Source organism: Xanthomonas sp. Leaf148, from assembly GCF_001423585.1.
Taxonomy (GTDB): domain Bacteria; phylum Pseudomonadota; class Gammaproteobacteria; order Xanthomonadales; family Xanthomonadaceae; genus Xanthomonas.
In genome coordinates, this window is record NZ_LMOP01000001.1 from 667,079 (window position 1) to 690,750 (window position 23,672).

A 23,672-nucleotide genomic window follows, 5' to 3' on the forward strand; every position below is an offset into this window, starting at 1 on the left:
GTCGGCAACCGGGCTTCAGGGGCGATTCCCGATTCCCGGCTCGCGCTTGCCGCCCTTGTCGAACAGCCCGAACACGGCAATCCCGATGGCACCGCCCACGATGGCCGAGTCGGCGATATTGAATGACGGCCAGATATGGCTACCGATGTACCACTGAATGAAATCGACCACGTGGCCGTGCATCAGCCGGTCGATCACATTGCCGATCGCCCCCCCGATCACCAGCGCATACGGCAGCGCACTGCGCCATTCGCCGCGGGCGGTGCGCGACAGCCAGAACGCCAGCAGGCCGCTGATACCCACCGCCAAGGCGGTGAAGAACCACAGCTGCCAGCCGCCGGCATCGCTCAAGAAGCTGAAGGCTGCACCGGTGTTATAGGTGCGGTACCAGTTCCAGAAGCCGTCGATGACCGGCACCGGGGTGTACTCGGGCAGGCTGGACAGCACCCAGGCCTTGCTCCACTGGTCCAGGCCGATTACGACGGCCGACAGCACGAGCCAGATCAAGGCAGAGGGTTTGGGTCTTGCGGTCATGGAATCACCTTAACTGTTGCTACTCCCGGGTTCGGGAGAAGCTGCCCGACGGGCAAATCGGCAAACAACGCCGAATGCGCCATCGCGGCCCTCATCCGGTGCTGCGCGCCACCTTCTCCCGCTTGCGGGAGAAGGAATAATTGGAACGGACTCCCGCTTGCGGGAGAAGGTGTATTGAAACGGACTCCCGCTCGCGGGAGAAGCAATCACGACATCAGAACCAGCGACGCTAGAACCAGCGACGCTCCTCGCCAGGGCCTTCGATATTGCTGACGCAACGGCTGCACAGTTCCGGGTGACGCGCATCGCTGCCCACGCTGGCCTGGTGGTGCCAGCAGCGCACGCACTTGGCCTTGGTGGTCGGCTGCGCGCTGACGAAGATGTCGTCGGTACTGGCCGCGGTCACGGTGACGTCGCCACTGATGAACAAAAAGCGCAGCTCCTCGGCCAGCGGCTGCCAGCGCGCGGCGGTCTGTGCATCAGCGGCCACGGTGATCTCCGCTTCCAGCGCCGCACCGATGGCGCCATTGGCACGCATCGGCTCCAGCACCTTGGACACCTGCTCGCGCAGGGCCAGCAACTTGTCGACATCCGCACTGGTCAGCGCGGCAGCGGCAGGCAGCGGCGCCAACCCGTCGTACCAGGTAGCGAACAACACGTTGCCGACATGCTCGCCCGGCAGATACGCCCACAACTCTTCGGCAGTAAATGTCAGCACCGGAGCCACCCAGCGCACGAATGCCTCGGCCACGTGATACATCGCGCTCTGCGCCGAGCGGCGACCGCGCGCGTCTTCGGCCATCGTGTACAGACGGTCCTTGGTGACGTCCAGGTACAACGAGCCCAGGTCCACGCTGCAGAAATTCAGCAGCGCCTGCACGATCTCGGCAAAGTCGTAGCGCGCATAGGCAGCGACGATCTTTTCCTGCAGCTCATGCGCGCGATGCACGATCCAGCGGTCCAGCAGCACCATGTCGTCCAGCGCCACCAGATGCTGCAGCGGGTCGAAGCCATGCAGATTGCCGAGCAGGAAGCGCGCGGTATTGCGCAGGCGGCGATACGCATCGGCGTTGCGCTTGAGGATTTCCTGCGACAGCGACATCTCGTTGCTGTAATCGGCCGATGCGATCCACAGGCGCAGGATGTCCGCGCCGAGGGTCTTCATGATCTCCTGCGGTTCGATGCCGTTGCCGGACGACTTGGACATCTTGCGGCCGTGCTCGTCCACGGTGAAGCCATGGGTGAGGCACTGCTTGTAGGGCGCCGCCTTGTCCATCGCCACGCCGCTCAGCAGCGAGGACTGGAACCAGCCGCGGTGCTGGTCGGAGCCTTCCAGATACAGGTCGGCCGGTTTGGGCAGGCCGCGGTCCACCAACACTGCTTCATGCGTCACGCCGGAGTCGAACCACACATCCAGGATGTCGGTGATCTTGTCGTAGTCGGCCGCTTCATCGCCCAGCAGTTCGGCCGCGTCCAGCGTGTACCACACGTCCACGCCGCCCAGCTCTACGCGGTCGGCCACCTGGCGCAGCAGTTCGGTGCTGCGCGGATGCGGCTCGCCGGTTTCGCGGTGCACGAACAAGGCGATCGGCACGCCCCAGGTGCGCTGGCGCGAGATGGTCCAATCCGGGCGGCCTTCGACCATGCCGGCGATGCGCGCCTGGCCCCACGCCGGGTACCAGGTCACCTGCTCGATGGCCTTGAGCGCATCGGCACGCAGGTTGGCCTGCTCCATCGAGATGAACCACTGAGGCGTGGCGCGGAACGCGATCGGCGTCTTGTGGCGCCAGCAATGCGGGTAGCTGTGCTCCATCTTGCTGGCCGCCAGCAACACGCCGGTGTCGCGCAGCGCGTTGATGATGACGTCGTTGGCCTTCCAGATATGCAGACCGGCCAGCACGGTGTCGCCCAGCGGCGGCGTGGAGGGCAGATACACGCCACGCCCGTCCACCGGATTGATCTGCGCGGCGCTGTAGCGCTCCAGCAGGCCGTACTGCTTGGACACCTGATAGTCCTCCTGACCATGACCGGGCGCGGTATGCACGGCGCCGGTGCCTTCCTCGGCAGAGACGTGCTCGCCCAGCAGCAGCGGGATCTCGCGCTCGGCATAGAAGGGGTGATTGAGGAGCATCTGGTCCAGCACGGCGCCCTTGGCATGGCCATGCACCGTCACGTCGTCCACGCCATAGCGCGCCAGCACCCTGGCCGCCAGGGCCTCGGCCACCACCAGCCAGCGCGGCTGACCGCGATCGGCCGGGCCTTCGACCAACACGTAATCGAGCTCCGCACCCAGGCTCACTGCCAGCGATGCCGGCAGCGTCCACGGCGTGGTGGTCCAGATCGGCACCGCCACGCTGGTGCCTGCCGGCAGGCTGGCGCCGAACGCGGCAGCGACCGCCGCCGGATCGCGTGCCGGATAGGCCACATCCACCGTCGGCGACACCTTGTCGGCGTATTCGATCTCGGCCTCGGCCAGTGCCGAGCCGCAATCGAAGCACCAATGCACCGGCTTGACGCCGCGGGTCAGATGGCCGTTATCCACCACCTTGGCCAGCGCGCGGATTTCGTTGGCTTCGAAGCGGAAATCCAGCGTCTTGTACGGGTTGTCCCAATCGCCGACCACGCCCAGGCGCTTGAAGTCGCGCCGCTGCAGATCGATCTGCTCGGTCGCGTATTCGCGGCACTTCTGACGGAACTCGGCCGCGTCGAGCTTGACGCCGACCTTGCCGTACTTCTTTTCGATCGCGATCTCGATCGGCAGGCCATGGCAATCCCAGCCCGGGATGTACGGCGCATCGAAGCCAGCCAGATACTTCGACTTGACGATGATGTCCTTGAGGATCTTGTTGACCGCGTGGCCCAGATGGATCTGGCCATTGGCATACGGCGGGCCGTCGTGCAGCACGAACAGCGGACGCCCTGCCGCGTTGGCGCGCAGCTGCGCATACAGCCCCTCGCGCTCCCAGCGGTCCAGCATCGCCGGCTCGCGCTTGGGCAGGTCGCCGCGCATCGGAAATTCCGTCGCAGGCAGATGGAGAGTGGCTTTGTAGTCTTGGGTCACAGGAATCTACCGTTGCGCTGCGTGAGGTGATGTACGGGGATGTTGCGAGGGAGTGGCATCGACGGCATCTGCGTCTGCAGAGCGGTGCGAAGAACCGCCGTGTTGCCCCTCCATGGAAAGACCGGCGGAGCGTGCAACGCTTTCATCGGCAGCAGGCAGTCGCGAGGGGCTCGCCTTGAGCACGGCACGCGCCTGCTCGGCATCGCGGTGCATCTGCACAGTGAGCGCATCGAGCCCATCGAACTTTTCTTCGTCGCGTAGCTTGGCGACGAATTCGACTTCGATATGCCGGCCATACAAATCGCCCTGAAAATCGAACAGGTGCGCTTCCAGCAACGGCTCCACGCCGGCCACGGTGGGCCGCGTTCCGAAGCTGGACACCGATGGCCACGGCCGCTCGGCTACGCCATGCACCCAGGTCGCGTAGATGCCCGATAACGCCGGGGTGCGCGGAAAACGCAGATTGGCAGTGGGATAGCCCAGCGTGCGCCCCAGTTGCTTGCCGCGCACCACCCGCCCACCGATGGCATACGGGCGGCCGAGCAATTCGCCGGCAGGCACGAACTCGCCTGCACCCAGCAGCTCGCGAATGCGCGTGGCAGAAATCCGTTCGCCATGCAGGTGCACCGGCGTGATTTCGCCAGCCACAAATCCATGCTGCTCACCCAACGCACGCAGCAAGGTGATATCGCCGCCACGCCGATGACCGAAACGGAATTCCGGGCCGATCCACACTTCGCGCGCACACAGCCGGCCAACCAGCCCCAGGCGTACGAAATCTTCTGCACGCATGGACGACAAGCGGCCGTCGAAACGGATCAGGCCAACGCTGTCGGCACCGAAGTCGTACAGGCCTTCGATCTTGGCGCGCGCCAGGGTCAGGCGCGGCGGCGGCGCGGCCGGGGCGAAAAACTCGCGCGGCAGCGGCTCGAAGCTCAACGCTACCGCTGGCACGCCCAGCGCCCGCGCACGCGCGACGGCGTGCTGCACCAACGTCCGATGCCCAAGGTGCAGGCCATCGAAGGCGCCGATGCAGACCACGCTTCCGTGCGGGAACAGCGTCCCGCCCTCGACGTCTCTAAACAGCCTGCTCATTCCTCGATCCAAACAGATGCCGGCTTGGCGGCCGGCCCTCGCTGATACATAACCTGTAAGTATAGCCGTGCCTGTCAAGCCGCATGGCCGCGCACCGGACGCGCGCAGCGTCGGCAGAGACCGCAGCCTATGCAGGCGGTGGCCTGCAATCGCTCCATGGCCGCAACGTCGGCGCAGACCGCAGCAGACCTTCCACGGCTGCACTGCCCTTGCCGACTGCAGACACCGGCTGCACTCACCAGGGGCAATTGCAGCGTTCGACATCCACGGCTCAGCTCTCGCGCAGATGCCGCGGCCGCAAGCCCAACGCCAGTTGCGCGACCACATAGGTCAGCCCGCCACTGCCGACCAGCACCGCCAACCAACCGATACGATCCCACTTCTCCATCACGGTGAACGATGGCAGCCACCACAGCAGGCCCAACAGCACCGTCACCATCGCCGCGCATGCCAGCAGCAGGCGTGCTGCATAGCCGCCCCACCCCGGCCGGCGCTGGTACACGCCGGACTTGCCCAGCCAGTACCACAGCAAAGCCAGGTTGAGATAACTGGACAGCGCGCTCGCGATGCCCAGCGCCAGATGCAGACCCGGCTGCTTGCCCAGCGCCTGCATCACGCCCTGCGCCTTGAGCTCGGGCGGCACCATGAGCTGGTAGACCACTGCCAGCAACGCGAAGTTGAACACCATGTTGGCGATCAACGCCGCCACGCCGGCACGCACCGGGGTGCGGGTGTCCTGCCGCGCGTAGAACGCCGGCAGCACCACCTTGAGCATGGCGTACGCCGGCAGGCCAAAGCTCAGGCCATAGACCGACATCGCGGTCATCCGCGTATCGAAGGCGGTGAACTGGCCGTACTGGAACAAGGTTGCCACCAGCGGCTCGGCCAGCAGCAGCAAGCCGAGCATCGCCGGCACTGCGATCACCAACGTGATGCGGAATCCCCAGTCCAACGCACCGGAAAACGCCGCGCGGTCGGTCTTGACGTGATGCCGCGCCAGCGCCGGCAGGATCACCGTGCCCAGCGCCACCCCGAACACGCCCAGCGGCAATTCCAGAAAGCGGTCGGCCAGCGACAGCCACGACTGCGAGCCATCAGTCAGCTTGGCCGCGATGACGGTGTCCAGCAGCAGGTTGATCTGCGCGATCGATGAGCCGAACAGGGTCGGCACCATCAGGGTCAGCACCTTGCGCACGCCTGGATGTCGCCAGCCCCAGCGCGGCAGGGTCAGCAGATTGATGCCTTTCAGCGAAGGCAGCTGGAACAGCAACTGCAGCATGCCTGCCGCCAGCACCGCCCAGCCCAGCGCGATGATCTGCTTCTCCGGCGTGCCGCCCAACTTCGGCGCCAGCCACACGGCGCCGGCGATCATGCACAGGTTGAGGATCACCGGGGTCAGCGCCGGCATGGCGAACTTCTGGAAACTGTTCAGTGCCCCGCCCGCCAGCGCGGTCAGCGAGACGAATAGCAGGAACGGGAAGGTCAGACGGAACAGATCCACCAGCAGGCCATGCTTGGCCGGGTCGGTATAGACCCCACTGGAAAACAGCGTGGCCAGCGCCGGCGCGAAGATCAGCGCCAGCGCGGTGACCAGCAGCAGCGCTCCACCCAGGGTACCGGCCACGCGCGCCATCAACTCGCGCAGTTCGGCGTGCGGGCGGGTTTCCTTGACCTCGGTGAACACCGGCACGAAAGCGGTGGCAAAGGACCCCTCGGCAAAGAGCCGGCGCAGGAAATTGGGGACCCGGAAGGCCACCCAGAACGCATCGGTCACCGCATTGGTGCCGAAGGTGGTGGTTATGACCTGGTCGCGCACCAGCCCCAGCACCCGCGACACCATGGTCATACTGCTGAATGAGAGCAGGCCTCTCAACATGCCAGGCTTGCTCACGCTGCATCCCTCTTGACAACTGACTTGACGTACATATCTAGGTCCATCATACTTTCGCGCTTGCTTTTTCCACCATACCGATTCTTCAGGAACCCACCACCGTGGCCAATATCAAGTCCGCCAAGAAGCGCGCCAAGCAGACCGTTGTGCGCAATGAGCGCAACACCGGACAGCGCTCGATGCTGCGCACCGCCGTCAAGAAGGTGATCAAGGCCCTTGACGCCAACGATGCTGCAGGCGCCGAAGCTGCTTTCGCCGTTGCTCAGCCCATCCTCGACCGTTTCAGCGCCCGTGGCCTGATTCACAAGAACAAGGCTGCGCGTCACAAGAGCCGTCTGACCGCTCGCATCAAGGCCATCAAGGCCGCGTAAGCGATCAGCTGCGACGTTACCGGAAGCCTGGCTTCCGGTAGCACAGAAAAACCCGGCCTCGGCCGGGTTTTTTGTGTGCCTGTCCGTGCACTCAGCCCGCATTGCGCGCCTCGAGTTCGTCCTCGCGCTGGCGGTCGAAGAATGCCATGACGTCCTTCATGATCGGGAAGGTGCCATCGCGACCCAGCGCGGACACCAGGTACCACGGCGCGGTCCAGCCCAGCTCGGCCACGATGGTTTCGGCAGCGGCACGCGCCTCGTCCTCGAACATCAGGTCGGCCTTGTTGAGCACCAGCCAACGCGGCTTCTTCAACAGCTCGGGGTCGTGGCGCTCCAGCTCACGCTCGATGGTGCGCACCTGATCAACCGGCGACACATCCACACCGCCATCCATCGGCGAAATATCCACCAGATGCAGCAACAGGCGCGTGCGCTGCAGATGGCGCAGGAACTGCGTACCCAGGCCGGCGCCATCGGCTGCACCTTCGATCAGGCCCGGCACGTCGGCGATCACAAAGCTGCGGTAGGCCTCGACGCTGACCACACCCAGATTCGGATACAGCGTCGTGAACGGATAGTCGGCCACCTTCGGCGTTGCCGAGGACACCGCGCGGATCAGCGTGCTCTTGCCGGCATTCGGGAAACCCAGCAGGCCGACGTCGGCCAGCAGCTTGAGCTCCAGCTTGAGCAGGCGCTCTTCGCCCTCTTCACCGGTGGTGGACTGGCGCGGCGCGCGGTTGACCGAGCTTTTGAAATGCATATTGCCCAGGCCGCCCTTGCCGCCCTTGGCGACCAGCAGGCGATCGCCGTGCTGGGTCAGGTCGCCGATCACTTCATCGGTCTGCACATTGACAACCATGGTACCGACCGGCACCACGATGACGCGATCTTCGCCACCCTTGCCATAGGCCTGGCGGCCCATGCCGTTCTCGCCGCGCTGCGCCTTGAAGGTGCGCTCATGACGGAAATCGACCAGGGTGTTGACGTTCTCGTCGGAGACGATCCAGACGCTGCCACCGGCACCGCCGTCGCCACCGTCGGGCCCGCCAAGCGGAATGAACTTCTCGCGGCGAAAGCCGACACAGCCATTGCCGCCATTACCGGCGGTCACCAGGATTTCTGCTTCGTCGACTAACTTCATGAGCTTACAACCGGGAATTGGGAATAGGGAGTGGGGAATCGGCCAAAGAAAAGCGGCGTGACTCCTGCCAGCGAGCACACTCACCGGCACGACGGCAGAGAGCGAAACGGAGTTAGGAGCCGGCTTTTCCGATTCCCCATTCCCCATTCCCGATTCTCAGCCGTCAAACGAAAAACCCCGCCGAAGCGGGGCTCTCCGTGTCGTTCGCAACCGCGCTGGCGCGGCTACGAACTGGCCTGCATGGAGCGGGCGATTACGCCTCGGCAACCACGCTGACGGTACGACGCTTCTTCGCACCCTTGACCGAGAACTCGACCTTGCCGTTGACCAACGCAAACAGCGTGTGGTCGCGACCCAGGCCGACGCCGGCGCCCGGATGGAACTGGGTGCCGCGCTGACGCACGATGATGTTGCCGGCGTCGATGGCCTGGCCACCAAAGATCTTCACGCCGAGGTACTTCGGGTTGGAATCGCGACCGTTGCGCGAGGAACCTACGCCTTTTTTATGTGCCATGACTGGTTCTCCTTACTTCTTGTCGCCACCGGCGATGCCGGTGATCTCGATTTCGGTGTAGTACTGACGGTGTCCCTGACGCTTCATGTGGTGCTTGCGGCGACGGAACTTGATGATGCGCACCTTGTCGGCGCGGCCATGGGCCACGACCTTGGCGGTGACCGAGGCGCCCTTCAGCGCATCGCCCAGCTTGATGCCATCGCTATCGCCCAGCATCAGGATGGTGTCGAACTTGATCTCGTTGCCTGCTTCGACTTCGAGCTTTTCCACGCGGAGCGTTTCGCCCTGCGCGACGCGGTATTGCTTACCGCCGGTTAACAGAACTGCGTACATGACCAGGTTTTCCTCTGTAGTTATTATGGTCGCACTGACGTGCCCTAGGGCAGACAGGAGCGGGATTGTACTGGCTTAGCCGGTTTCGGGTCAACCTGCAAGCAGGTCAACCGCCGCGCACCGGAATCGGGCGGGTGCAACGCATCATCCGGTCGCCACAACGGCCCGGTCAGACTGGCATTTGGGGCAATTGCCCTCACCTAGGTCGGCGGGTAGGCTGATCGACTGCCACTCATTCCTGCTGAGCACGCTCGCACCACTGCCGGTTCGCCGGCCCGACATCGGATCCCCCATGGCGATGGATTTCATCCGCATCCGCGGCGCGCGGACGCACAACCTCAAGAACATCGACCTCGACCTGCCTCGCGACAAACTGATCGTGATCACCGGCCTGTCCGGCTCGGGCAAGTCGTCGTTGGCGTTCGACACCATTTATGCGGAGGGCCAGCGCCGCTACGTCGAGTCGCTGTCGGCGTATGCGCGCCAGTTCCTCAGCGTGATGGAAAAGCCGGACCTGGACCATATCGAAGGGCTGTCCCCGGCGATTTCGATCGAACAGAAGTCCACCTCGCACAACCCGCGCTCCACCGTGGGCACGATCACCGAGATCTACGACTACCTGCGCCTGCTGTATGCACGCGTCGGTCAGCCGCGCTGCCCGGATCACGGCTTCCCGCTGGAAGCGCAGACCGTCAGCCAGATGGTCGACCACATGCTCACCCAGGATCAGGAACAGCGCTATATGTTGCTGGCGCCGGTGATCCGCGACCGCAAGGGCGAGCATGCGCAGGTGTTCGAACAACTGCGTGCGCAGGGTTTCGTACGCGTGCGTGTGGATGGCGAGTTGTACGAGATCGATGCGGTGCCGGCACTGGCGCTGCGCCAGAAGCACACCATCGAAGCGGTGATCGACCGTTTCCGTCCGCGCGAAGACATCAAACAGCGGCTGGCGGAAAGTTTCGAAACCGCGCTCAAGCTCGGCGAAGGCATGGTGGCGGTGCAGTCGCTGGACGACCCGGCCGCAGCCCCGCATCTGTTCTCGTCCAAGTACAGCTGCCCGGTCTGCGATTACTCGCTGCCGGAGCTGGAACCGCGACTGTTTTCGTTCAACGCACCGGTGGGCGCCTGCCCCAGTTGCGATGGTCTGGGCGTGGCCGAATTCTTCGACCCGGACCGGGTGGTGGTGCATCCGGAACTGTCGTTGTCTGCGGGTGCGGTACGCGGCTGGGATCGGCGCAATGCCTACTACTTCCAGTTGATCGCCTCGCTGGCCAAGCACTACAAGTTCGACGTGGATGCGGTGTGGAACACGCTGCCGGCCAAGGTGCGCCAGGCGGTCTTGTTCGGCAGCGGCGATGAGGTGATCAGCTTCACCTACTTCACCGATGCGGGCGGGCGCACCACACGCAAGCATCGCTTCGAAGGCATCCTGCCGAATCTGGAACGGCGCTACCGCGAAACCGAATCGCCGGCCGTTCGCGAAGAGTTGACCAAGTACGTCAGCCAGCAGCCCTGCCCTGCCTGCAACGGCACACGCCTGAATCGCGCTGCGCGCAACGTGTTTGTGGCCGATCGCCCGCTGCCGGAGTTGGTGGTGCTGCCGGTCAACGAAGCGCTGAACTTTTTCCGCGGCTTGTCGCTGCCGGGTTGGCGCGGCGAGATCGCCAGCAAGATCGTCAAGGAGATCGCCGAGCGGCTGGGCTTCCTGGTCGATGTCGGCCTGGATTACCTCACCCTGGAGCGCAAGGCAGACACTTTGTCCGGCGGCGAAGCGCAGCGCATCCGTCTGGCCAGCCAGATCGGCGCCGGCCTGGTCGGGGTGATGTACGTGCTCGATGAGCCATCGATCGGCCTGCATCAGCGCGACAACGAACGCCTGCTCGGCACGCTGACGCGGCTGCGCGACCTGGGCAATACGGTAATCGTGGTCGAGCATGACGAAGACGCGATCCGGCTGGCCGATCACGTGCTGGACATCGGCCCCGGCGCCGGCGTGCACGGTGGCGAAATCTGCGCACAGGGCACGCTGCAGGACATTCTGGATTCGCCACGCTCGCTGACCGGCCAATACCTGTCCGGCAAGCGCCGCATCGAAATTCCCAAGCAGCGCCACAAGCCCAACCCGAAGATGATGCTGCATCTGCGCGGGGCGACCGGCAACAACCTCAAGAATGTCGATCTGGAGATTCCGGCCGGCCTGTTGACCTGCATCACCGGCGTGTCCGGCTCGGGCAAGTCGACGCTGATCAACGACACCTTGTTCACGCTGGCCGCCAACGAGATCAACGGCGCCTCGCATACGGTGGCACCGCATCGCGAAGTGGAAAATCTGGACCTGTTCGACAAGGTCGTGGATATCGACCAGTCGCCGATCGGGCGCACCCCGCGCTCCAATCCGGCGACCTACACCGGCATGTTCACCCCGCTGCGCGAGCTGTTCGCACAGGTGCCCGAATCGCGTGCGCGCGGCTATTCGCCGGGGCGTTTCAGCTTCAACGTGCGTGGCGGCCGCTGCGAGGCGTGCCAGGGCGACGGCATGATCAAGGTGGAGATGCACTTCCTGCCCGACGTGTACGTGCCGTGCGATGTCTGCCACGGCAAGCGCTACAACCGCGAGACGCTGGAGATCCGTTACAAGGGTTTCAACATCAGCGACGTGTTGCAGATGACCGTCGAAGACGCGCTGCGCTTGTTCGAGCCGGTGCCGTCGATTGCGCGCAAGCTGGAAACGCTGATCGATGTGGGGCTGAGCTACATCAAGCTGGGCCAGAGCGCGACCACGCTGTCTGGCGGTGAGGCGCAGCGTGTGAAGCTGTCCAAGGAACTGTCGCGTCGCGATACCGGGCGCACCTTGTACATCCTCGACGAACCGACCACCGGCCTGCATTTCCACGACATCGAAGCGCTGCTCGGCGTGCTGCACAAGCTGCGCGACGAGGGCAACACGGTGGTGGTGATCGAACACAATCTGGATGTGATCAAGACCGCCGACTGGATCGTGGATCTGGGCCCGGAAGGCGGCCATCGTGGTGGCACCATCCTGGTGTCCGGCACACCGGAAGACGTGGCCGCGCACGAGGCGTCCTACACCGGGCAGTTCCTGGCCAAGATGCTGCCGTCGGTCAAGGCACGCGAAACCCGCCCGGCCGCAATGGCCAACAAGCCGGATGCGCGCCCACCGCGCAAGGTCAAACCAGAGAAGGTGGCCAAGGTCGCCAAGTCCGCCACCAAGAAAACTGCAAAGAAGAAGGCAAGCTGATGAGCGAACACAAGATCCTGGCACGCATCCCGATCAGCGTGCGCTGGCGCGACATGGACAGCATGGGCCACGTCAACAACGCCAAGTACATTTCGTATCTGGAAGAAGCGCGCGTGCGCTGGATGCTGGGCGTACAAGGCGTTTCGATGACCGACCGCATCGCGCCGGTCGTTGCCGCCACCAACGTCAACTACAAACGCCCGCTGGTGTGGCCCAACGACATCACGGTGGAGTTATTCGTCGAGCGTCTGGGCAGCAGCAGCATCACCATCGGCCATCGCATCGTCGACCAGAAGGACGAGGGCGTGCTGTATTCGGACGGCAACGTGGTGGTGGTGTGGATCGATACGCAGACCGGCAAGAGCGCCGCGCTGCCGGAGCCGGTGCGCGCAGCGAGCAGTTGACGCAGACTTGCGCAGACGCAGGTCAGTGATGCACGGCGGCTTCGTTAGCGGAGCCGCCGTTTTTTTGGTGGCGTCTACGGCTGCGAGTGACTGCAAGCCTTGGGGCTCTGGACGCGATGTGGGCGCGTACGATTTCGTCGGCGCCTGGCTTTACTTTGCATCGCACTGACGTACTGTACTTACGTACTGAAAGAACACAGCGCAGGTTGCTGTGCAGAGCCAGATCCGCAACTCGGGGCGAGACGGTTACTACTTCGGCGCGCGTCCGTGCCTGTAGCGTGGCCTGTACCTGCCGGCCATCCTGCAAGATAAATAGCACAGGCACCTGTGCGCCTTCCTTCAACGGTGCCTGCGACCGCATCAGCATCAGGTGCAACCCGCCTGGCGCCAGCGTCACCACCGCGCCAGGCAACAACAACAGCTCCGGTACGGCACGCATGCGGCTGACCCCATCGGTCTGCAGGGTCTGGTGCAGCGACACCTCGCCAAAGGCGGCGCGCTTGATCCCCGTTATCCGCACTGCATGCGGGCAGTCGTTGTGAAAGCTGCCAAATCCTGCCGCCATGCCCATACCACCGGGCGGCGGAATCCGCACCCAACCTTCCTGGAAGGTCGGCATGCATTGCGCAGATGCGCCTGCACTGACCAGTAGCGCCACTGCACCAATGACGCTGCGCCGCACGCGCCGCCTGCTGTCACTGCCGTCTATCATGACCCGACCTCCAGGAGCCCCGAATGAGCATCCAGATCTTAGACCACGGCCGAATTCGTGAAATCCGTCTGGCGCGCCCGCCGGTCAATGCACTGGATACCGCGCTCTGCCAGGCACTGAGCGCGGCCGTGCAGCAGCTGGACGCCACGGTCGACGGCGTGGTGCTGTCGGGCAGCGCACGCATTTTTTCCGGTGGCATGGACGTACCGCACCTGCTGTCGCATGGCACCGACCGCGCTGCACTGCTGGCCAGCTGGACCGCCTTCTTCGATGCGGCGCAAGCACTGGCCAACTGCCCGGTGCCGGTGGTCGCGGCAATCGGCGGCCATGCACCGGCCGGTGGCTGCGTGCTGGCGCTGTGCTGCGACTACCGGGTGATGGCGCGCAGCGCCGATACCGCCCGGCCGTACACCATCGGCCTGAACGAAGTGCAAGTGGGGTTGGCGGCGCCGGAAGGTATCCAGCGGCTGTTGCGCCGCGTGGTCGGTGCGCATCGTGCCGAACGCCTGCTGATTTCCGGGCAATTGCTGCCTGCCGAACAGGCCGGCCAGATCGGCCTGGTGGACGAGCTGGTCGACGGCGAACTGGTCACCGCGCGCGCAGTGGCGTGGCTGCAGGAGCTGCAACAGTTGCCGCGTCAGCCAATGCTGGCAACGCGTGCGGTGGCAAGGGCGGATTTGCGCGCGGCGCTGGCGCCGGAGCTGATCCAGCTGGAGCGCTTCGTCGACGGCTGGTACGCGCCCGATGCGCAGGCCGCGTTGCGTGGCTTGGTCGAACGCCTGCAAAAGGCCTGAACGGTGGTACGCAGGCGGCCCGCTATAATCGTGGTCCGTCGCACGCCCAGGCCAGCCCCTTGTCCGCCACCGCCGAACCCGTCGTCTCCGAACTGATCAGCCTGCTGTCGCTGGAGCGTCTGGAAGACAATCTGTTTCGCGGCCAGAGCCGCGACATCGGCACCAAGTACGTGTTCGGTGGACAGGTACTGGGCCAGGCCCTATCGGCCGCGCAGGCCACGGTGGAAAACGGCCGCCAGGCGCATTCGCTGCATGCCTATTTTCTGCGTGCCGGCAATATCGACCACCCGATCGTCTACGACGTCGACCGCACCCGCGATGGCGGCAGTTTCTCAGTCCGCCGGGTTACTGCGATCCAGCACGGCAAGGTGATCTTTTTCTGCGCGGCCTCGTTTCAGGAACACGAAGACGGCGCCGAGCATCAGTCGGTGATGCCGGTGGTGCCGCCGCCGGAAGACATCGAACCGGCCGCACCGCTTGCGCCGGAGGTGCTGGCGAACCTGCCGGCCAAGGTGCAGCGCTGGCTCTCTCGTGGTGGCCCGTTCGAGTTTCGCCACGTATTTCCGCGTGACGAACTCAAGCCACCCAAGCGCCCACCGTTCCAGCAGATGTGGCTGCGTCTGAACGACCCGATCGGCGACGATGTCGGCCTGCACCAGGTGCTGCTGGCCTACGCCTCGGATTTTCAGTTGCTGGGCACCTCCACGTTTCCGCATGGCATCAGTTATTACACGCCGAATGTGCAGATGGCCTCGCTCGACCATGCGCTGTGGTTCCACCGCCCTTTCCGCACCGACGACTGGTTGCTGTACTCGTTGGATAGCCCCACCGCGCAAGGCTCACGCGGCCTGGCACGTGGGCAGTTCTTCACCCGCGATGGCGTGCTGGTCGCCAGCACCACGCAGGAAGGCCTGATCCGCGTGGTGCCCGAGGGCAGCGCGATTGCCGTGCCGGCCAAGGGCTAGGCGCAGATGGGTGGCGCTACCGTGTCGCGGACTCATCAATCGATGGCGCAGGTGGCGGGCATGCGGCCGGTTCGTCGCGCAGCACGCAAGCTGTTACGACGACGCGCCGGCCTGCTCGCCGGCGCGCGTGCGGCCACTTAGTTGCAGCCATCACCCACATCTTTCTTTTCATCTTGAACCGGCGCAGCACTGGCGCCATTTGTTCGGGACCCAACGGCGGTTTCCACCAGCATGCGCAAGATCTTCAGCAGTCAACGTATCGAAACCGCCGAGGGCGTGGCCAATCTATTGCGCAACGCCGGCATCGATGTGCGCATGAGCAATGGCCGCTCGTATGAGAGCAAGCGCACCGGGCAGTTCAGCTACCTGGAGCAAGGCAACGCGCAGGCGTATCCCACCGTGTGGATCGTGCACGCCGACGACCAGCCGCGCGCGCGCGACCTGCTGCGCGATGCACGCCTGCTCGACACCACCCGCCGCGATCTGCCGAATGTGGAATACACCTTCCGCGAAGGCGAAAACGGCTCGAGCTCCAGCGCGCGCAGCTGGGCCTGGCGTATCCGTCTGGTGCTGTTGCTGGTGATCGGTGCGGTGGCCATGTTTGTGGTGATGCGCCATCGCAGCACACCGGCGCCGGTCGCCCCAGCAACACAGCCCGCATCGCAATCGGCACCGGACGCAACGCCGCCAGCGGAGGACGACGAAATGCGGGTGCGGATTCAGCCGGCACGCTGAGCGCTTCTGCGCTGTGGTGGCGTGGTTTGGGCTAGCAGGGTCAAGCCCTGGCGCCGTGATCGTCAGCAACGTCGCAGTGATACTGGCGATCCTGCATCACTCCATCAAGCTGGGGATGCTATGAGGCGCGCCAACACAAGGATCGATCTGCGTGCCAGTCGCGCGCGCATGGCAGATCGTCGGGATGCGCGCAGTACGCGTGTTAGCTGCCTAACAACGCACACACAAAAAACGGCCTCCTGCTTACGCGGGAGGCCGTCTGTCGATCGGCGCCTTGTTAACTGTTGCGAATGAGCAACCGCCATGACGGCGGTGTCATCCCACCACTGCACTACTCAACCAATTGCACTCCACCTAAGAGCAGCTCACAGAACTACCGTGCTTACTGCCAAGCGCGCGCGGCCGGCGCTCGGAATCGGCACGTACCACCCGTACGCTCCGGTTCCTGCGGGCCGTCCGCGCCCACCTGACGACTGCTCGCTACGTTTTGTTTGCCGCTCTCAATGCTCAGTTGCCCGCGGCAGGCTTGGCCGGCATCGGACGCTTGCCGTGATCGCCACGGTCGCCGTGCTCACCCGGGCCACGCGGACCATGCTCGCCGCGCATCTTGGATGCGGCGTCGAACTCGGCCTTGCTCAGCTTGCCGTCCTTGTCGGTGTCGGCCTTGGCAAACCACGCATCGCGATGCTGCTGCATGCGTAGCTCACGGTCGGCGCGATCGACAAAGCCGTCCTTGTTGACGTCCATCTGATCGAAGCGCGCGGCAAACTTCGGGTCGGCCTTGGCTTCCTCGCGACTGATGCGGCCGTCCTTGTTGGTGTCGAGTTTAGCCATCCAGTCGCCACGTCCCTCACGACCCGGACCGCGATGCCGCGGGCGCTCATCGCGTGAAAGCTTGCCATCCTTGTTGGTGTCCAGCATGTCGAACTGCGCGGCCAGCTTTGGGTCGGCGGCGGCTTCGCTACGATCGATGACGCCATCGTTGTTGCTGTCGAGCTTGCCAGGACGCGGCGCATCGCCGGCAGCAGGCGGAGTGGCGGCGAACACGACGCCGGTGGACAGCGCAGCCAGCACGGCCAGGGCGAGGAAAGGTTTGCGAGACGTCATGAGAAACTCCTGATTGTGGGAACCACACGCGGCACCTGCATGGGCCGCATCGCGTGGGTGGCGCATCCGGAGAGGCCGTGCGCTGCCACCAACACCCACATCAACGAGCCATCGGCGCACACGTTGACGCGCACACCTGACGTATTCATCCGGCGGACAGTCGCCGCTGTTGCGACGCACAGGCGCTATCCTGCGCGCATGGCCATCCACGCCGACACCCACGACGACCTGCGCCTGTTCCAGACCGGCGAGCATGCCTGCGGCTACTGGCCCGAGCGTCGTGCGCGCGATCTGGTGCTGGACCCGCACGACCCGCGCCTGGGCACGATCTATCCGCAGGCATTGGCATGGGGGTTTCGTCGCTCCGGCGACCTGGTGTACCGGCCGCATTGCGAACGCTGCCGCGCGTGCGTGCCGGTGCGCATTGCAGTGGATGCGTTTCGACCCGATCGCAGTCAACGCCGTTGCCTTGCGCGCAATCAGGATCTGGTCGTGCGCGTGGTCGCAGCCGAACGCACCGACGAGCAACTCGCCCTGTATCGCCAGTACCTCAAATCCCGACACCCCGGTGGCGGCATGGACGAGCATGGCGGCACCGAATTCGATCAGTTCCTGATCGGCGGCTGGTCGCATGGGCGGTTTCTGGAGATTCGCGAACCGGCGGTGGCGCATGCACCGGGACGGCTGCTTGCCGTTGCGGTCACCGACGTCACCGAGCATGCGTTGTCTGCGGTCTACACGTTCTACGCGCCGGAGGCGGCCGCGCGCGGCCTGGGCACCTTTGCGATCCTGCAGCAGATTCAATGGGCTCAGCGCGAGCGACGCGCGCATGTGTATCTGGGCTACTGGATCGACGGCCATGCAAAGATGAATTACAAGCGTCGTTTCAGCGCACTGGAAGCCTACGACGGCCGCCAGTGGCGCGGATTACCAGCGACCGCATCGGCGCCGTGAATCGCAGCGCGCGACATCGGGCTGTCGCATCCAGCATGCGAGAATCGCGCGATGATCAGACCTCTTTTGTTGCTTGCGCTGACCGCGCTCTGCGCTGCCTGTACCCATCGCACGCCGGCATCGGCCGCCACCTCCGATAGCGCCACCGGCAATCCTGTGCCGACACAGCTGCGCATCGCCACCTACAACACCTCGTTGTACTCAGACGAGGCCGGCGGCCTGGTGCGCGAACTGCAGGGCGACAGCGCGCATGCACGCAAGATCGCCGCGGTGCTGCAGCGCGTGCGTCCGGATCTGGTGTTGCTCAACGAATTCGATTTCGACCCGGACCACCGCGCTGCCGATCTGTTCCAGCAGCGCTACCTGCAGGTCGCCCAGCCAGGCGGCGGCGAGCCGTTGCGTTATCCGTATCGGTATCTGGCACCGGTCAATACCGGCGTGCCGAGCGGCCTGGATCTGGACAGCAACGGCACCGTCGGTGGCGATGGCCGCTCGCGTGGTAACGATGCCTGGGGCTATGGGCTGCATCCTGGTCAGTACGGGATGCTGGTGCTGTCGCGGTATCCGATCGATGCGCAGTCTGTGCGCACTTTTCAATTGCTGAAATGGAGCGCACTACCGGGCGCATTGCGGCCGCTGGATCCGGGCACCGGGCGTTCGTTCTATAGCGACGCGATCTGGTCTCAGCTGCGCCTGTCGTCAAAATCGCATTGGGACGTGCCGGTGCGCACGCCGCTCGGTGTCGTGCATGCGCTGGTGTCGCACCCGACGCCACCGGTGTTCGATGGCGCGGAAAAGCGCAACGCTGCGCGCAACCACGACGAGCTCGCGCTGTGGCGTGCGTACCTGGACAACGCCGCCGACAGCAAGCGCTGGCTGTGCGATGACAAGGGGATCTGCGGCGGCCTAGCGGCCGATGCGCACTTTGTGATCCTGGGCGATCTGAACAACGATCCGATCGATGGCGCCGGCCGCCACGACGCGATCCGCGCACTGGTCAATCATCCGAGCGTGCTGCAATACCCCACCCCGCGCAGCGACGGCGGCCCGGAAAAGACCGCCGAATACGCCGCGCAAGGCATCGTGCACACCGGCGACCCGCACCAGGTCACCGGCGACTTTGGACCGCAAGCCGGCACCATGCGCCTGGACTACGTGCTGCCATCGCACCAGTTCACCCTGATCGGCAGCGGCATCTTCTGGCCGACCAGCACCGCCCCGGAAGCGGCAATTGCCGATGGCAGCGACCATCATGCGGTGTGGGTGGATGTTGGTTTGTAGCCGGGATGAGGGAGTTGGGATTGGTAACGTCGCGTTTTGGAATCTGCCGTACTTCCCAAGCCTGCGATGACAGGTCCATGGACGCAGGCATCGCTTGCGCTGGCTTGTACAGAACTGACGACAGCTGCACTTCGGCGAGTGACTGCTCGCACAGCTTGCCATCGCTGTTGATGGCAAGCGCATCACATGCTTGCAGCTGGCGTTCTGAAAGAAGTGCAGCACCAAGCTGCACTCTTTCAAGCAAGGCGCTGCTCAGTCTTTCAACTGAATCGTCAACGCCGCCGCCGCTACGCGCGCTTTCTCGCGTGCTGCATCGATGCTGTCAGCACGCGCCAACGTGACGCCGACACGGCGGTGGCCATCGACGCGCGGTTTGCCGAACAAGCGCAGCGCGGTGTCCGGGTCGCGCAATGCATCGGCAACGTTGTCGAACACCGGCACGCCATTGCCGTGCGCAAGCAGCGCGCAGGAAGCAGACGGGCCGCTCTGACGGATGACGCCGCCGTTTTCAGCACCGACCGGCAGGCCGAGGATTGCGCGGGCGTGCAGCGCGAATTCGCTCAATTCCTGCGACACCAGCGTTACCAGCCCGGTGTCGTGCGGGCGCGGCGAGACTTCGCTGAACCACACGTCGTCGCCCTTGACGAACAACTCCACGCCGAACAAGCCCCAGCCGCCCAGATCGTCGGTGATGGCTTTCGCAATCTCCTGCGAGCGCTGCAATGCGGCAGCCGACATCGGTTGCGGCTGCCAGCTTTCGCGGTAGTCGCCATCCTGCTGCCAGTGGCCGATCGGGTCGCAGTACGAGGTGCCGCCCGCGTGCCGCACGGTCAGCAAGGTGATCTCGTAATCGAAATCGATAAAGCCTTCGACAATGCAACGCCCGGCGCCGGCACGTCCACCGGTCTGCGCGTAGTCCCACGCCGCATCGATGTCGGCCTCGCTGCGCAAGGTGCTCTGGCCTTTGCCCGAGGACGACATCACCGGCTTGACCACGCACGGCAGGCCCACCGCGGCGATCGCATCGCGGTACTCGGCAGCGGTGTCGACAAAGCGATACGGCGAGGTCGGCAGGCCCAGGGTTTCGGCAGCCAGGCGGCGGATGCCTTCGCGGTCCATGGTCAGGCGTGCGGCGCGCGCGGTGGGAATCACGCGCTGGCCCTGATCGCGCTCCAGCGCCACCAGGGTTTCGGTATGGATGGCTTCGATCTCCGGCACGATCAGGTGCGGCTGCTCTGCGGCGATCAGCGCGCGCAGCGCGGCAGGATCGAGCATGTCCAGCACGTGCGAGCGGTGCGCCACCTGCATCGCCGGTGCATTGGCATAGCGATCGGCCGCGATCACTTCCACCCCGAAGCGCTGCAGTTCGATCGCTACTTCCTTACCCAGTTCGCCCGACCCCAGCAGCAGCACCCGGGTGGCGGAAGGCGATAACGGCGTGCCGAGAGTAGTCATGAGCGCGGGTCCAGATCGGAAGGGGGCGGCCATTCTAACTGGGCCTTCCGCTCGAACGCTGCCCGCAAATCTTGCATCACTTGATATCACTTTGATATCTTCATTCCAAACTCAAGGACATCCGCTCATGAAAGAGAAGCCGATCAACTCACTGCCTGGCATCCCCGTCATCATCGCCGTTGGTGCGGCGTTCGCAGCCAGCGCCTGGATGCTGCTTACCGTGGCGGCCTCGGCCGAGGCGATTCCGCTCGCGTTGATCGCCACCATCGTGGTGGTTGCCGTCGGCATCTTTTTCCTGGCCGGGCTATACACCCTGGAACCCAACCAGGCCGCCGTGCTCAGCCTGTTCGGCAAGTACGTGGGCACGGTCAAGGACCCTGGCCTGCGTTGGAACAGCCCCTTTTACGCCAAGCGCCGGGTCAGCCAGCGTGTGCGCAATTTCGAAAGCGGCCGGCTCAAGGTCAACGAACTGGATGGCAGCCCGATCGAAATTGCTGCCGTGATCGTGTGGCAGGTCATGGACGCGTCGGAGGCGGTATACAACGTCGACGACTACGAAAGCTTCGTGCATATCCAGTCCGAAGCGGCGCTGCGCGCCATGGCCACCAGCTATCCCTACGATCAGCACGAAGACGATCAGATTTCGTTGCGCAGCCACCCGGCCGAAATCAGTGAGCAGCTCAAGCGCCATCTCGACGAGCGCCTGACCCAGGCCGGCGTGGATGTGATCGAAGCGCGCATCAGCCATCTCGCCTATGCACCTGAAATCGCGCAAGCCATGCTGCAGCGCCAGCAAGCCAATGCAGTGATCGCCGCACGCACGCGCATCGTGGCGGGCGCCGTGGGCATGGTGGAGATGGCACTGGCCGAGTTGCAGAAAAACGGCGTGGTGCAGCTGGACGAAGAGCGCAAGGCGCATATGGTCAGCAACCTGCTCACCGTGTTGTGTTCTGATCGCGGCACCCAACCGGTGGTCAACGCCGGCTCGCTCTATTGAGGTGAAATAATGAATGTCATGGTGCCGCTGGTGGTCGCTCTGTCCGGTTTGCCCGCGCTGGCGATCGCCGCCTCCATCGGTGCGGACGACGACGACCGCGCACGCGGTCTGGGCCTGCGCTGGGCGCTGATCAGCCTGGTGATCCTGATCGGCGCTGCCTGCCTGTACTGGGCAGGTGACAACCGCGCCGGTATCTATGCGGTGGTGATCGGCATGATCATCGGCGTCAACGTATTGATCGTCTCAATGGTCATGCACCTGCGCCGTTACAGCGGCCGCGGTGAGCGCGAGTGAGCGAAAAGAAGGCCTATCCGCTGCGCATCAACGCCGATGTACTGGCTGCCGTGCAGCGCTGGTCCGACGACGAACTACGCAGCCTCAACGCGCAGATCGAATACGTGCTGCGCGATGCGCTACGCAAGGCAGGGCGCTTGCCGAAGCCGCAGGGCGACAAGGAGCCGCAGACATGAGCAGGCGCTGCAACGGGCGAAGCATCGCCGCATCGCTATCATGTCTCCACGCCGTCGACGGCGATGACATCCAGGTCGCGGCGGCCATACCGAACAACCCCGGCATGCTCGCTGTCGTGCACCCACACGTATCGCCAAGCGTCACGCCACAGGTGACGATCAAGGACGCCCGATGACGACGCGATCCGGTCAACGCCACGGCACCGTTGCACAGCACACGGCACACACCGGTCACCGCCAGCCACCGCACCGGCGCCAGTACGCCGTCGCGCCGGTCGCGCCCTGGGGGCTTGCGCTGTGGCTGTGGCTTCCGTTGCTGGCTGTCGCGTGCGTGATCGTCGTGGTACATGCGGACAATGTCCGTCATGGGCATCCTGCCGCCCTGTACACCCACCTGGCATTGCTGCTGGCAATCGCAGTGAGCTGCACCGCCGCGCATGCGCGACGCGGTATCCGGCTGCAGGACGACCGCTTGATCGTGCGCTCGACACTGTTCACCAAGCAGGTACCTGTCTACCAGATGCGGCTGGACATGGCCCGCGTGGTCGATCTGGCAGAGCACCCTGCCTTCAAGCCAGGCCGAAAGTCGTTGGGCTTTGGCTATCCGGGTTTCCATTCCGGGTACTACCGCAGCAGACAGGCAGGCCCGGGGTTCTATCTGATCACCCAAGCGGCCCGCGTGCTGACCCTCCCACTCAAGGACGGCAGCGTAGTCGTGCTCAGTCCCGAACAGCCGCGCCAGCTGCTGCAGGATCTACAGCAACTGGCCGCGCAACGCGCTTAGCCCTACCCTGTCGCGATGCGCCCAAGACTGTCCCTGCTGCTCAACACCACCGCCATCGAACTGGTGCCAGCTGCCCTCTTGCGCGCGCGCAGCAATGCCGATGCACGCGTACTGACGCAGGCCGACTGGCTACTGCGACGCAAACGCGATGGGCGCTATCTGGCCGCGCAGCTGCCGCACGGGCTAATGCCGCTGGTGCCGCGACTGGCGCGCGAACCTGGCCTGGACGAGGCACTGGACCGGCTGCAGGGCGCCACTGCGCGTTCCAGCCAAGGCCACGCGGGCGTCCTGGCGGTCGACGGCTTGCAACATCGCCTCACACAGCTCGGGCTTGTTGCAGATGACTATGTAGAACAGACCGGCCTGCGCCTGATCGCCGAACCGGCAACGTTGCAGTTCGCCGGGCGCGATCGCTTCGGCCGGCCGCTCTGGCTCAGCGCAGGTGCGGTGCGTGCGTGGCAGCAGATGCGTACGGCGGCGCTGCGTGCGGACATCGTGCTCGATGCGATCTCCGGCTACCGCAGCCACGATTACCAACTGGGCATCTTCGAACGCAAGTTCGCACGCGGGCTGACGCTGGACCAGATTCTGGCGGTCAATGCCGCACCGGGCTTCAGCGAACATCACAGCGGCGATGCGCTCGACATCGGCACTCCGGGCGAACCACCGGCAGAAGAATCGTTCGAGGCCACCACCGCGTTTGCGTGGCTGCGCAGTCACGCGCCGCACTTCGGCTACCGCCTGAGTTATCCGCGCGACAACCCGCACGGCATCGTCTACGAACCCTGGCATTGGCGTTGGCACGCGGCCTGATG

General features: G+C 64.7%; 22 protein-coding genes, 1 other RNA gene and 1 pseudogene. 14 read left to right on the top strand and 10 right to left on the bottom strand.

What is annotated here, in order from left to right:
- Positions 1-15 precede the first annotated feature (15 nt).
- The 4 genes from lspA to murJ all read right to left on the bottom strand — a co-directional run bounded on the left by lspA (position 16) and on the right by murJ (position 6,566).
- Positions 16-534, bottom strand: coding sequence for a signal peptidase II (lspA, locus tag ASF90_RS02750; RefSeq protein WP_055845533.1), 519 nt, complete (start codon positions 532-534; stop codon positions 16-18).
- 229 nt (positions 535-763) lie between these two features.
- Positions 764-3,595 carry an isoleucine--tRNA ligase gene (ileS, locus tag ASF90_RS02755; RefSeq protein WP_055845536.1) on the bottom strand — a complete coding sequence of 944 codons (2,832 nt, stop codon included), beginning with the start codon at positions 3,593-3,595 and terminating at the stop codon, positions 764-766.
- A 6-nt stretch (positions 3,596-3,601) separates the two neighbouring features.
- Complete coding sequence (locus ASF90_RS02760; protein ID WP_082473380.1) at positions 3,602-4,690, bottom strand: bifunctional riboflavin kinase/FAD synthetase; 1,089 nt, start codon at positions 4,688-4,690, stop codon at positions 3,602-3,604.
- Positions 4,691-4,961: 271 nt separating this feature from the next.
- Positions 4,962-6,566 (bottom strand): murein biosynthesis integral membrane protein MurJ, encoded by a 1,605-nt coding sequence (gene murJ, locus ASF90_RS02765; RefSeq protein WP_055845542.1) that lies wholly within the window; start codon positions 6,564-6,566, stop codon positions 4,962-4,964.
- A gap of 116 nt (positions 6,567-6,682) precedes the next feature.
- Here murJ and rpsT point away from each other — a divergent pair, with 116 nt between their 5' ends.
- On the top strand, positions 6,683-6,952 hold the full coding sequence (gene rpsT, locus ASF90_RS02770) for a 30S ribosomal protein S20 (RefSeq protein ID WP_002807888.1): 270 nt from the start codon (positions 6,683-6,685) through the stop codon (positions 6,950-6,952).
- A gap of 91 nt (positions 6,953-7,043) precedes the next feature.
- Here the strand turns inward: rpsT and obgE are convergent, their stop codons facing one another.
- The 3 genes from obgE to rplU form a co-directional block, all read right to left on the bottom strand.
- Positions 7,044-8,093, bottom strand: coding sequence for a GTPase ObgE (gene obgE / locus ASF90_RS02775; protein WP_055845546.1), 1,050 nt, complete (start codon positions 8,091-8,093; stop codon positions 7,044-7,046).
- Between the two features lie 253 nt (positions 8,094-8,346).
- Positions 8,347-8,607, bottom strand: a complete 261-nt coding sequence (rpmA, locus tag ASF90_RS02780) for a 50S ribosomal protein L27 (RefSeq protein ID WP_002807880.1) — start codon at positions 8,605-8,607, stop codon at positions 8,347-8,349.
- 12 nt (positions 8,608-8,619) lie between these two features.
- Positions 8,620-8,940 (bottom strand): 50S ribosomal protein L21, encoded by a 321-nt coding sequence (rplU, locus tag ASF90_RS02785; protein ID WP_055845548.1) that lies wholly within the window; start codon positions 8,938-8,940, stop codon positions 8,620-8,622.
- Between the two features lie 292 nt (positions 8,941-9,232).
- On the opposite strand from rplU, the gene uvrA reads away from it, so the two are divergent.
- Complete coding sequence (uvrA, locus tag ASF90_RS02790; RefSeq protein ID WP_055845551.1) at positions 9,233-12,199, top strand: excinuclease ABC subunit UvrA; 2,967 nt, start codon at positions 9,233-9,235, stop codon at positions 12,197-12,199.
- Positions 12,199-12,603 (top strand): thioesterase family protein, encoded by a 405-nt coding sequence (locus tag ASF90_RS02795; protein ID WP_055845555.1) that lies wholly within the window; start codon positions 12,199-12,201, stop codon positions 12,601-12,603. Before uvrA ends, ASF90_RS02795 begins: the two co-directional genes overlap by 1 nt.
- A 256-nt stretch (positions 12,604-12,859) precedes the next feature.
- Here the strand turns inward: ASF90_RS02795 and ASF90_RS02800 are convergent.
- A pseudogene (locus ASF90_RS02800) lies at positions 12,860-13,315 on the bottom strand (copper chaperone PCu(A)C); the annotation flags it as partial.
- 23 nt (positions 13,316-13,338) lie between these two features.
- Here ASF90_RS02800 and ASF90_RS02805 point away from each other — a divergent pair.
- The 4 genes from ASF90_RS02805 to ASF90_RS21240 all read left to right on the top strand — a co-directional run bounded on the left by ASF90_RS02805 (position 13,339) and on the right by ASF90_RS21240 (position 16,305).
- Complete coding sequence (locus tag ASF90_RS02805; protein WP_055845557.1) at positions 13,339-14,109, top strand: enoyl-CoA hydratase/isomerase family protein; 771 nt, start codon at positions 13,339-13,341, stop codon at positions 14,107-14,109.
- A gap of 59 nt (positions 14,110-14,168) precedes the next feature.
- The gene (tesB, locus tag ASF90_RS02810; RefSeq protein ID WP_055845560.1) at positions 14,169-15,074 is read left to right on the top strand and encodes an acyl-CoA thioesterase II; all 906 of its coding nucleotides are present in this window, start codon (positions 14,169-14,171) and stop codon (positions 15,072-15,074) included.
- Positions 15,075-15,305: 231 nt separating this feature from the next.
- Positions 15,306-15,809, top strand: coding sequence for a DUF2007 domain-containing protein (locus ASF90_RS02815; protein WP_055845563.1), 504 nt, complete (start codon positions 15,306-15,308; stop codon positions 15,807-15,809).
- A 420-nt stretch (positions 15,810-16,229) separates the two neighbouring features.
- A non-coding RNA gene (locus ASF90_RS21240) (sX9 sRNA) lies at positions 16,230-16,305 on the top strand.
- Between the two features lie 11 nt (positions 16,306-16,316).
- On the opposite strand, the gene ASF90_RS02820 is transcribed toward ASF90_RS21240, so the two are convergent.
- Positions 16,317-16,916 carry an EF-hand domain-containing protein gene (locus ASF90_RS02820; protein WP_055845565.1) on the bottom strand — a complete coding sequence of 200 codons (600 nt, stop codon included), beginning with the start codon at positions 16,914-16,916 and terminating at the stop codon, positions 16,317-16,319.
- A gap of 39 nt (positions 16,917-16,955) precedes the next feature.
- Here ASF90_RS02820 and ASF90_RS02825 point away from each other — a divergent pair, with 39 nt between their 5' ends.
- Positions 16,956-17,870, top strand: coding sequence for an arginyltransferase (locus ASF90_RS02825; RefSeq protein ID WP_055845568.1), 915 nt, complete (start codon positions 16,956-16,958; stop codon positions 17,868-17,870).
- 51 nt (positions 17,871-17,921) lie between these two features.
- The gene (locus ASF90_RS02830) at positions 17,922-19,151 is read left to right on the top strand and encodes an endonuclease/exonuclease/phosphatase family protein (protein WP_055845571.1); all 1,230 of its coding nucleotides are present in this window, start codon (positions 17,922-17,924) and stop codon (positions 19,149-19,151) included.
- Positions 19,152-19,403: 252 nt separating this feature from the next.
- Here ASF90_RS02830 and purT read toward each other — a convergent pair whose 3' ends face one another.
- Positions 19,404-20,606: a formate-dependent phosphoribosylglycinamide formyltransferase gene (purT, locus tag ASF90_RS02835; protein WP_055845573.1), complete on the bottom strand. Its 1,203-nt coding sequence runs from the start codon at positions 20,604-20,606 to the stop codon at positions 19,404-19,406.
- Between the two features lie 127 nt (positions 20,607-20,733).
- On the opposite strand from purT, the gene ASF90_RS02840 reads away from it, so the two are divergent.
- The 5 genes from ASF90_RS02840 to ASF90_RS02860 all read left to right on the top strand — a co-directional run bounded on the left by ASF90_RS02840 (position 20,734) and on the right by ASF90_RS02860 (position 23,670).
- Positions 20,734-21,603, top strand: a complete 870-nt coding sequence (locus ASF90_RS02840) for an SPFH domain-containing protein (protein ID WP_055845576.1) — start codon at positions 20,734-20,736, stop codon at positions 21,601-21,603.
- A 9-nt stretch (positions 21,604-21,612) separates the two neighbouring features.
- Positions 21,613-21,897 carry a hypothetical protein gene (locus ASF90_RS02845; protein ID WP_055845579.1) on the top strand — a complete coding sequence of 95 codons (285 nt, stop codon included), beginning with the start codon at positions 21,613-21,615 and terminating at the stop codon, positions 21,895-21,897.
- Positions 21,894-22,073: a hypothetical protein gene (locus tag ASF90_RS02850; RefSeq protein WP_055845582.1), complete on the top strand. Its 180-nt coding sequence runs from the start codon at positions 21,894-21,896 to the stop codon at positions 22,071-22,073. The genes ASF90_RS02845 and ASF90_RS02850 overlap by 4 nt, the downstream gene beginning before the upstream one ends.
- A 172-nt stretch (positions 22,074-22,245) precedes the next feature.
- The gene (locus ASF90_RS02855; protein WP_055845584.1) at positions 22,246-22,857 is read left to right on the top strand and encodes a PH domain-containing protein; all 612 of its coding nucleotides are present in this window, start codon (positions 22,246-22,248) and stop codon (positions 22,855-22,857) included.
- A 15-nt stretch (positions 22,858-22,872) separates the two neighbouring features.
- Positions 22,873-23,670, top strand: coding sequence for a M15 family metallopeptidase (locus ASF90_RS02860; protein ID WP_055845590.1), 798 nt, complete (start codon positions 22,873-22,875; stop codon positions 23,668-23,670).
- Positions 23,671-23,672: the final 2 nt, after the last annotated feature.

What these genes read in the sequence shown, in the direction of transcription:
- lspA (WP_055845533.1), bottom strand. Translation starts at nt 534, where the DNA reads ATGACCGCAAGACCCAAACCCTCTGCCTTGATCTGGCTCGTGCTGTCG.
- ASF90_RS02760 (WP_082473380.1), bottom strand. Translation starts at nt 4,690, where the DNA reads ATGAGCAGGCTGTTTAGAGACGTCGAGGGCGGGACGCTGTTCCCGCAC.
- murJ (WP_055845542.1), bottom strand. Translation starts at nt 6,566, where the DNA reads ATGTTGAGAGGCCTGCTCTCATTCAGCAGTATGACCATGGTGTCGCGG.
- obgE (WP_055845546.1), bottom strand. Translation starts at nt 8,093, where the DNA reads ATGAAGTTAGTCGACGAAGCAGAAATCCTGGTGACCGCCGGTAATGGC.
- rpmA (WP_002807880.1), bottom strand. Translation starts at nt 8,607, where the DNA reads ATGGCACATAAAAAAGGCGTAGGTTCCTCGCGCAACGGTCGCGATTCC.
- rplU (WP_055845548.1), bottom strand. Translation starts at nt 8,940, where the DNA reads ATGTACGCAGTTCTGTTAACCGGCGGTAAGCAATACCGCGTCGCGCAG.
- uvrA (WP_055845551.1), top strand. Translation starts at nt 9,233, where the DNA reads ATGGCGATGGATTTCATCCGCATCCGCGGCGCGCGGACGCACAACCTC.
- ASF90_RS02795 (WP_055845555.1), top strand. Translation starts at nt 12,199, where the DNA reads ATGAGCGAACACAAGATCCTGGCACGCATCCCGATCAGCGTGCGCTGG.
- ASF90_RS02805 (WP_055845557.1), top strand. Translation starts at nt 13,339, where the DNA reads ATGAGCATCCAGATCTTAGACCACGGCCGAATTCGTGAAATCCGTCTG.
- ASF90_RS02815 (WP_055845563.1), top strand. Translation starts at nt 15,306, where the DNA reads ATGCGCAAGATCTTCAGCAGTCAACGTATCGAAACCGCCGAGGGCGTG.
- ASF90_RS02820 (WP_055845565.1), bottom strand. Translation starts at nt 16,916, where the DNA reads ATGACGTCTCGCAAACCTTTCCTCGCCCTGGCCGTGCTGGCTGCGCTG.
- ASF90_RS02825 (WP_055845568.1), top strand. Translation starts at nt 16,956, where the DNA reads ATGGGCCGCATCGCGTGGGTGGCGCATCCGGAGAGGCCGTGCGCTGCC.
- ASF90_RS02830 (WP_055845571.1), top strand. Translation starts at nt 17,922, where the DNA reads ATGATCAGACCTCTTTTGTTGCTTGCGCTGACCGCGCTCTGCGCTGCC.
- purT (WP_055845573.1), bottom strand. Translation starts at nt 20,606, where the DNA reads ATGACTACTCTCGGCACGCCGTTATCGCCTTCCGCCACCCGGGTGCTG.
- ASF90_RS02840 (WP_055845576.1), top strand. Translation starts at nt 20,734, where the DNA reads ATGAAAGAGAAGCCGATCAACTCACTGCCTGGCATCCCCGTCATCATC.
- ASF90_RS02845 (WP_055845579.1), top strand. Translation starts at nt 21,613, where the DNA reads ATGAATGTCATGGTGCCGCTGGTGGTCGCTCTGTCCGGTTTGCCCGCG.
- ASF90_RS02855 (WP_055845584.1), top strand. Translation starts at nt 22,246, where the DNA reads ATGACGACGCGATCCGGTCAACGCCACGGCACCGTTGCACAGCACACG.
- ASF90_RS02860 (WP_055845590.1), top strand. Translation starts at nt 22,873, where the DNA reads ATGCGCCCAAGACTGTCCCTGCTGCTCAACACCACCGCCATCGAACTG.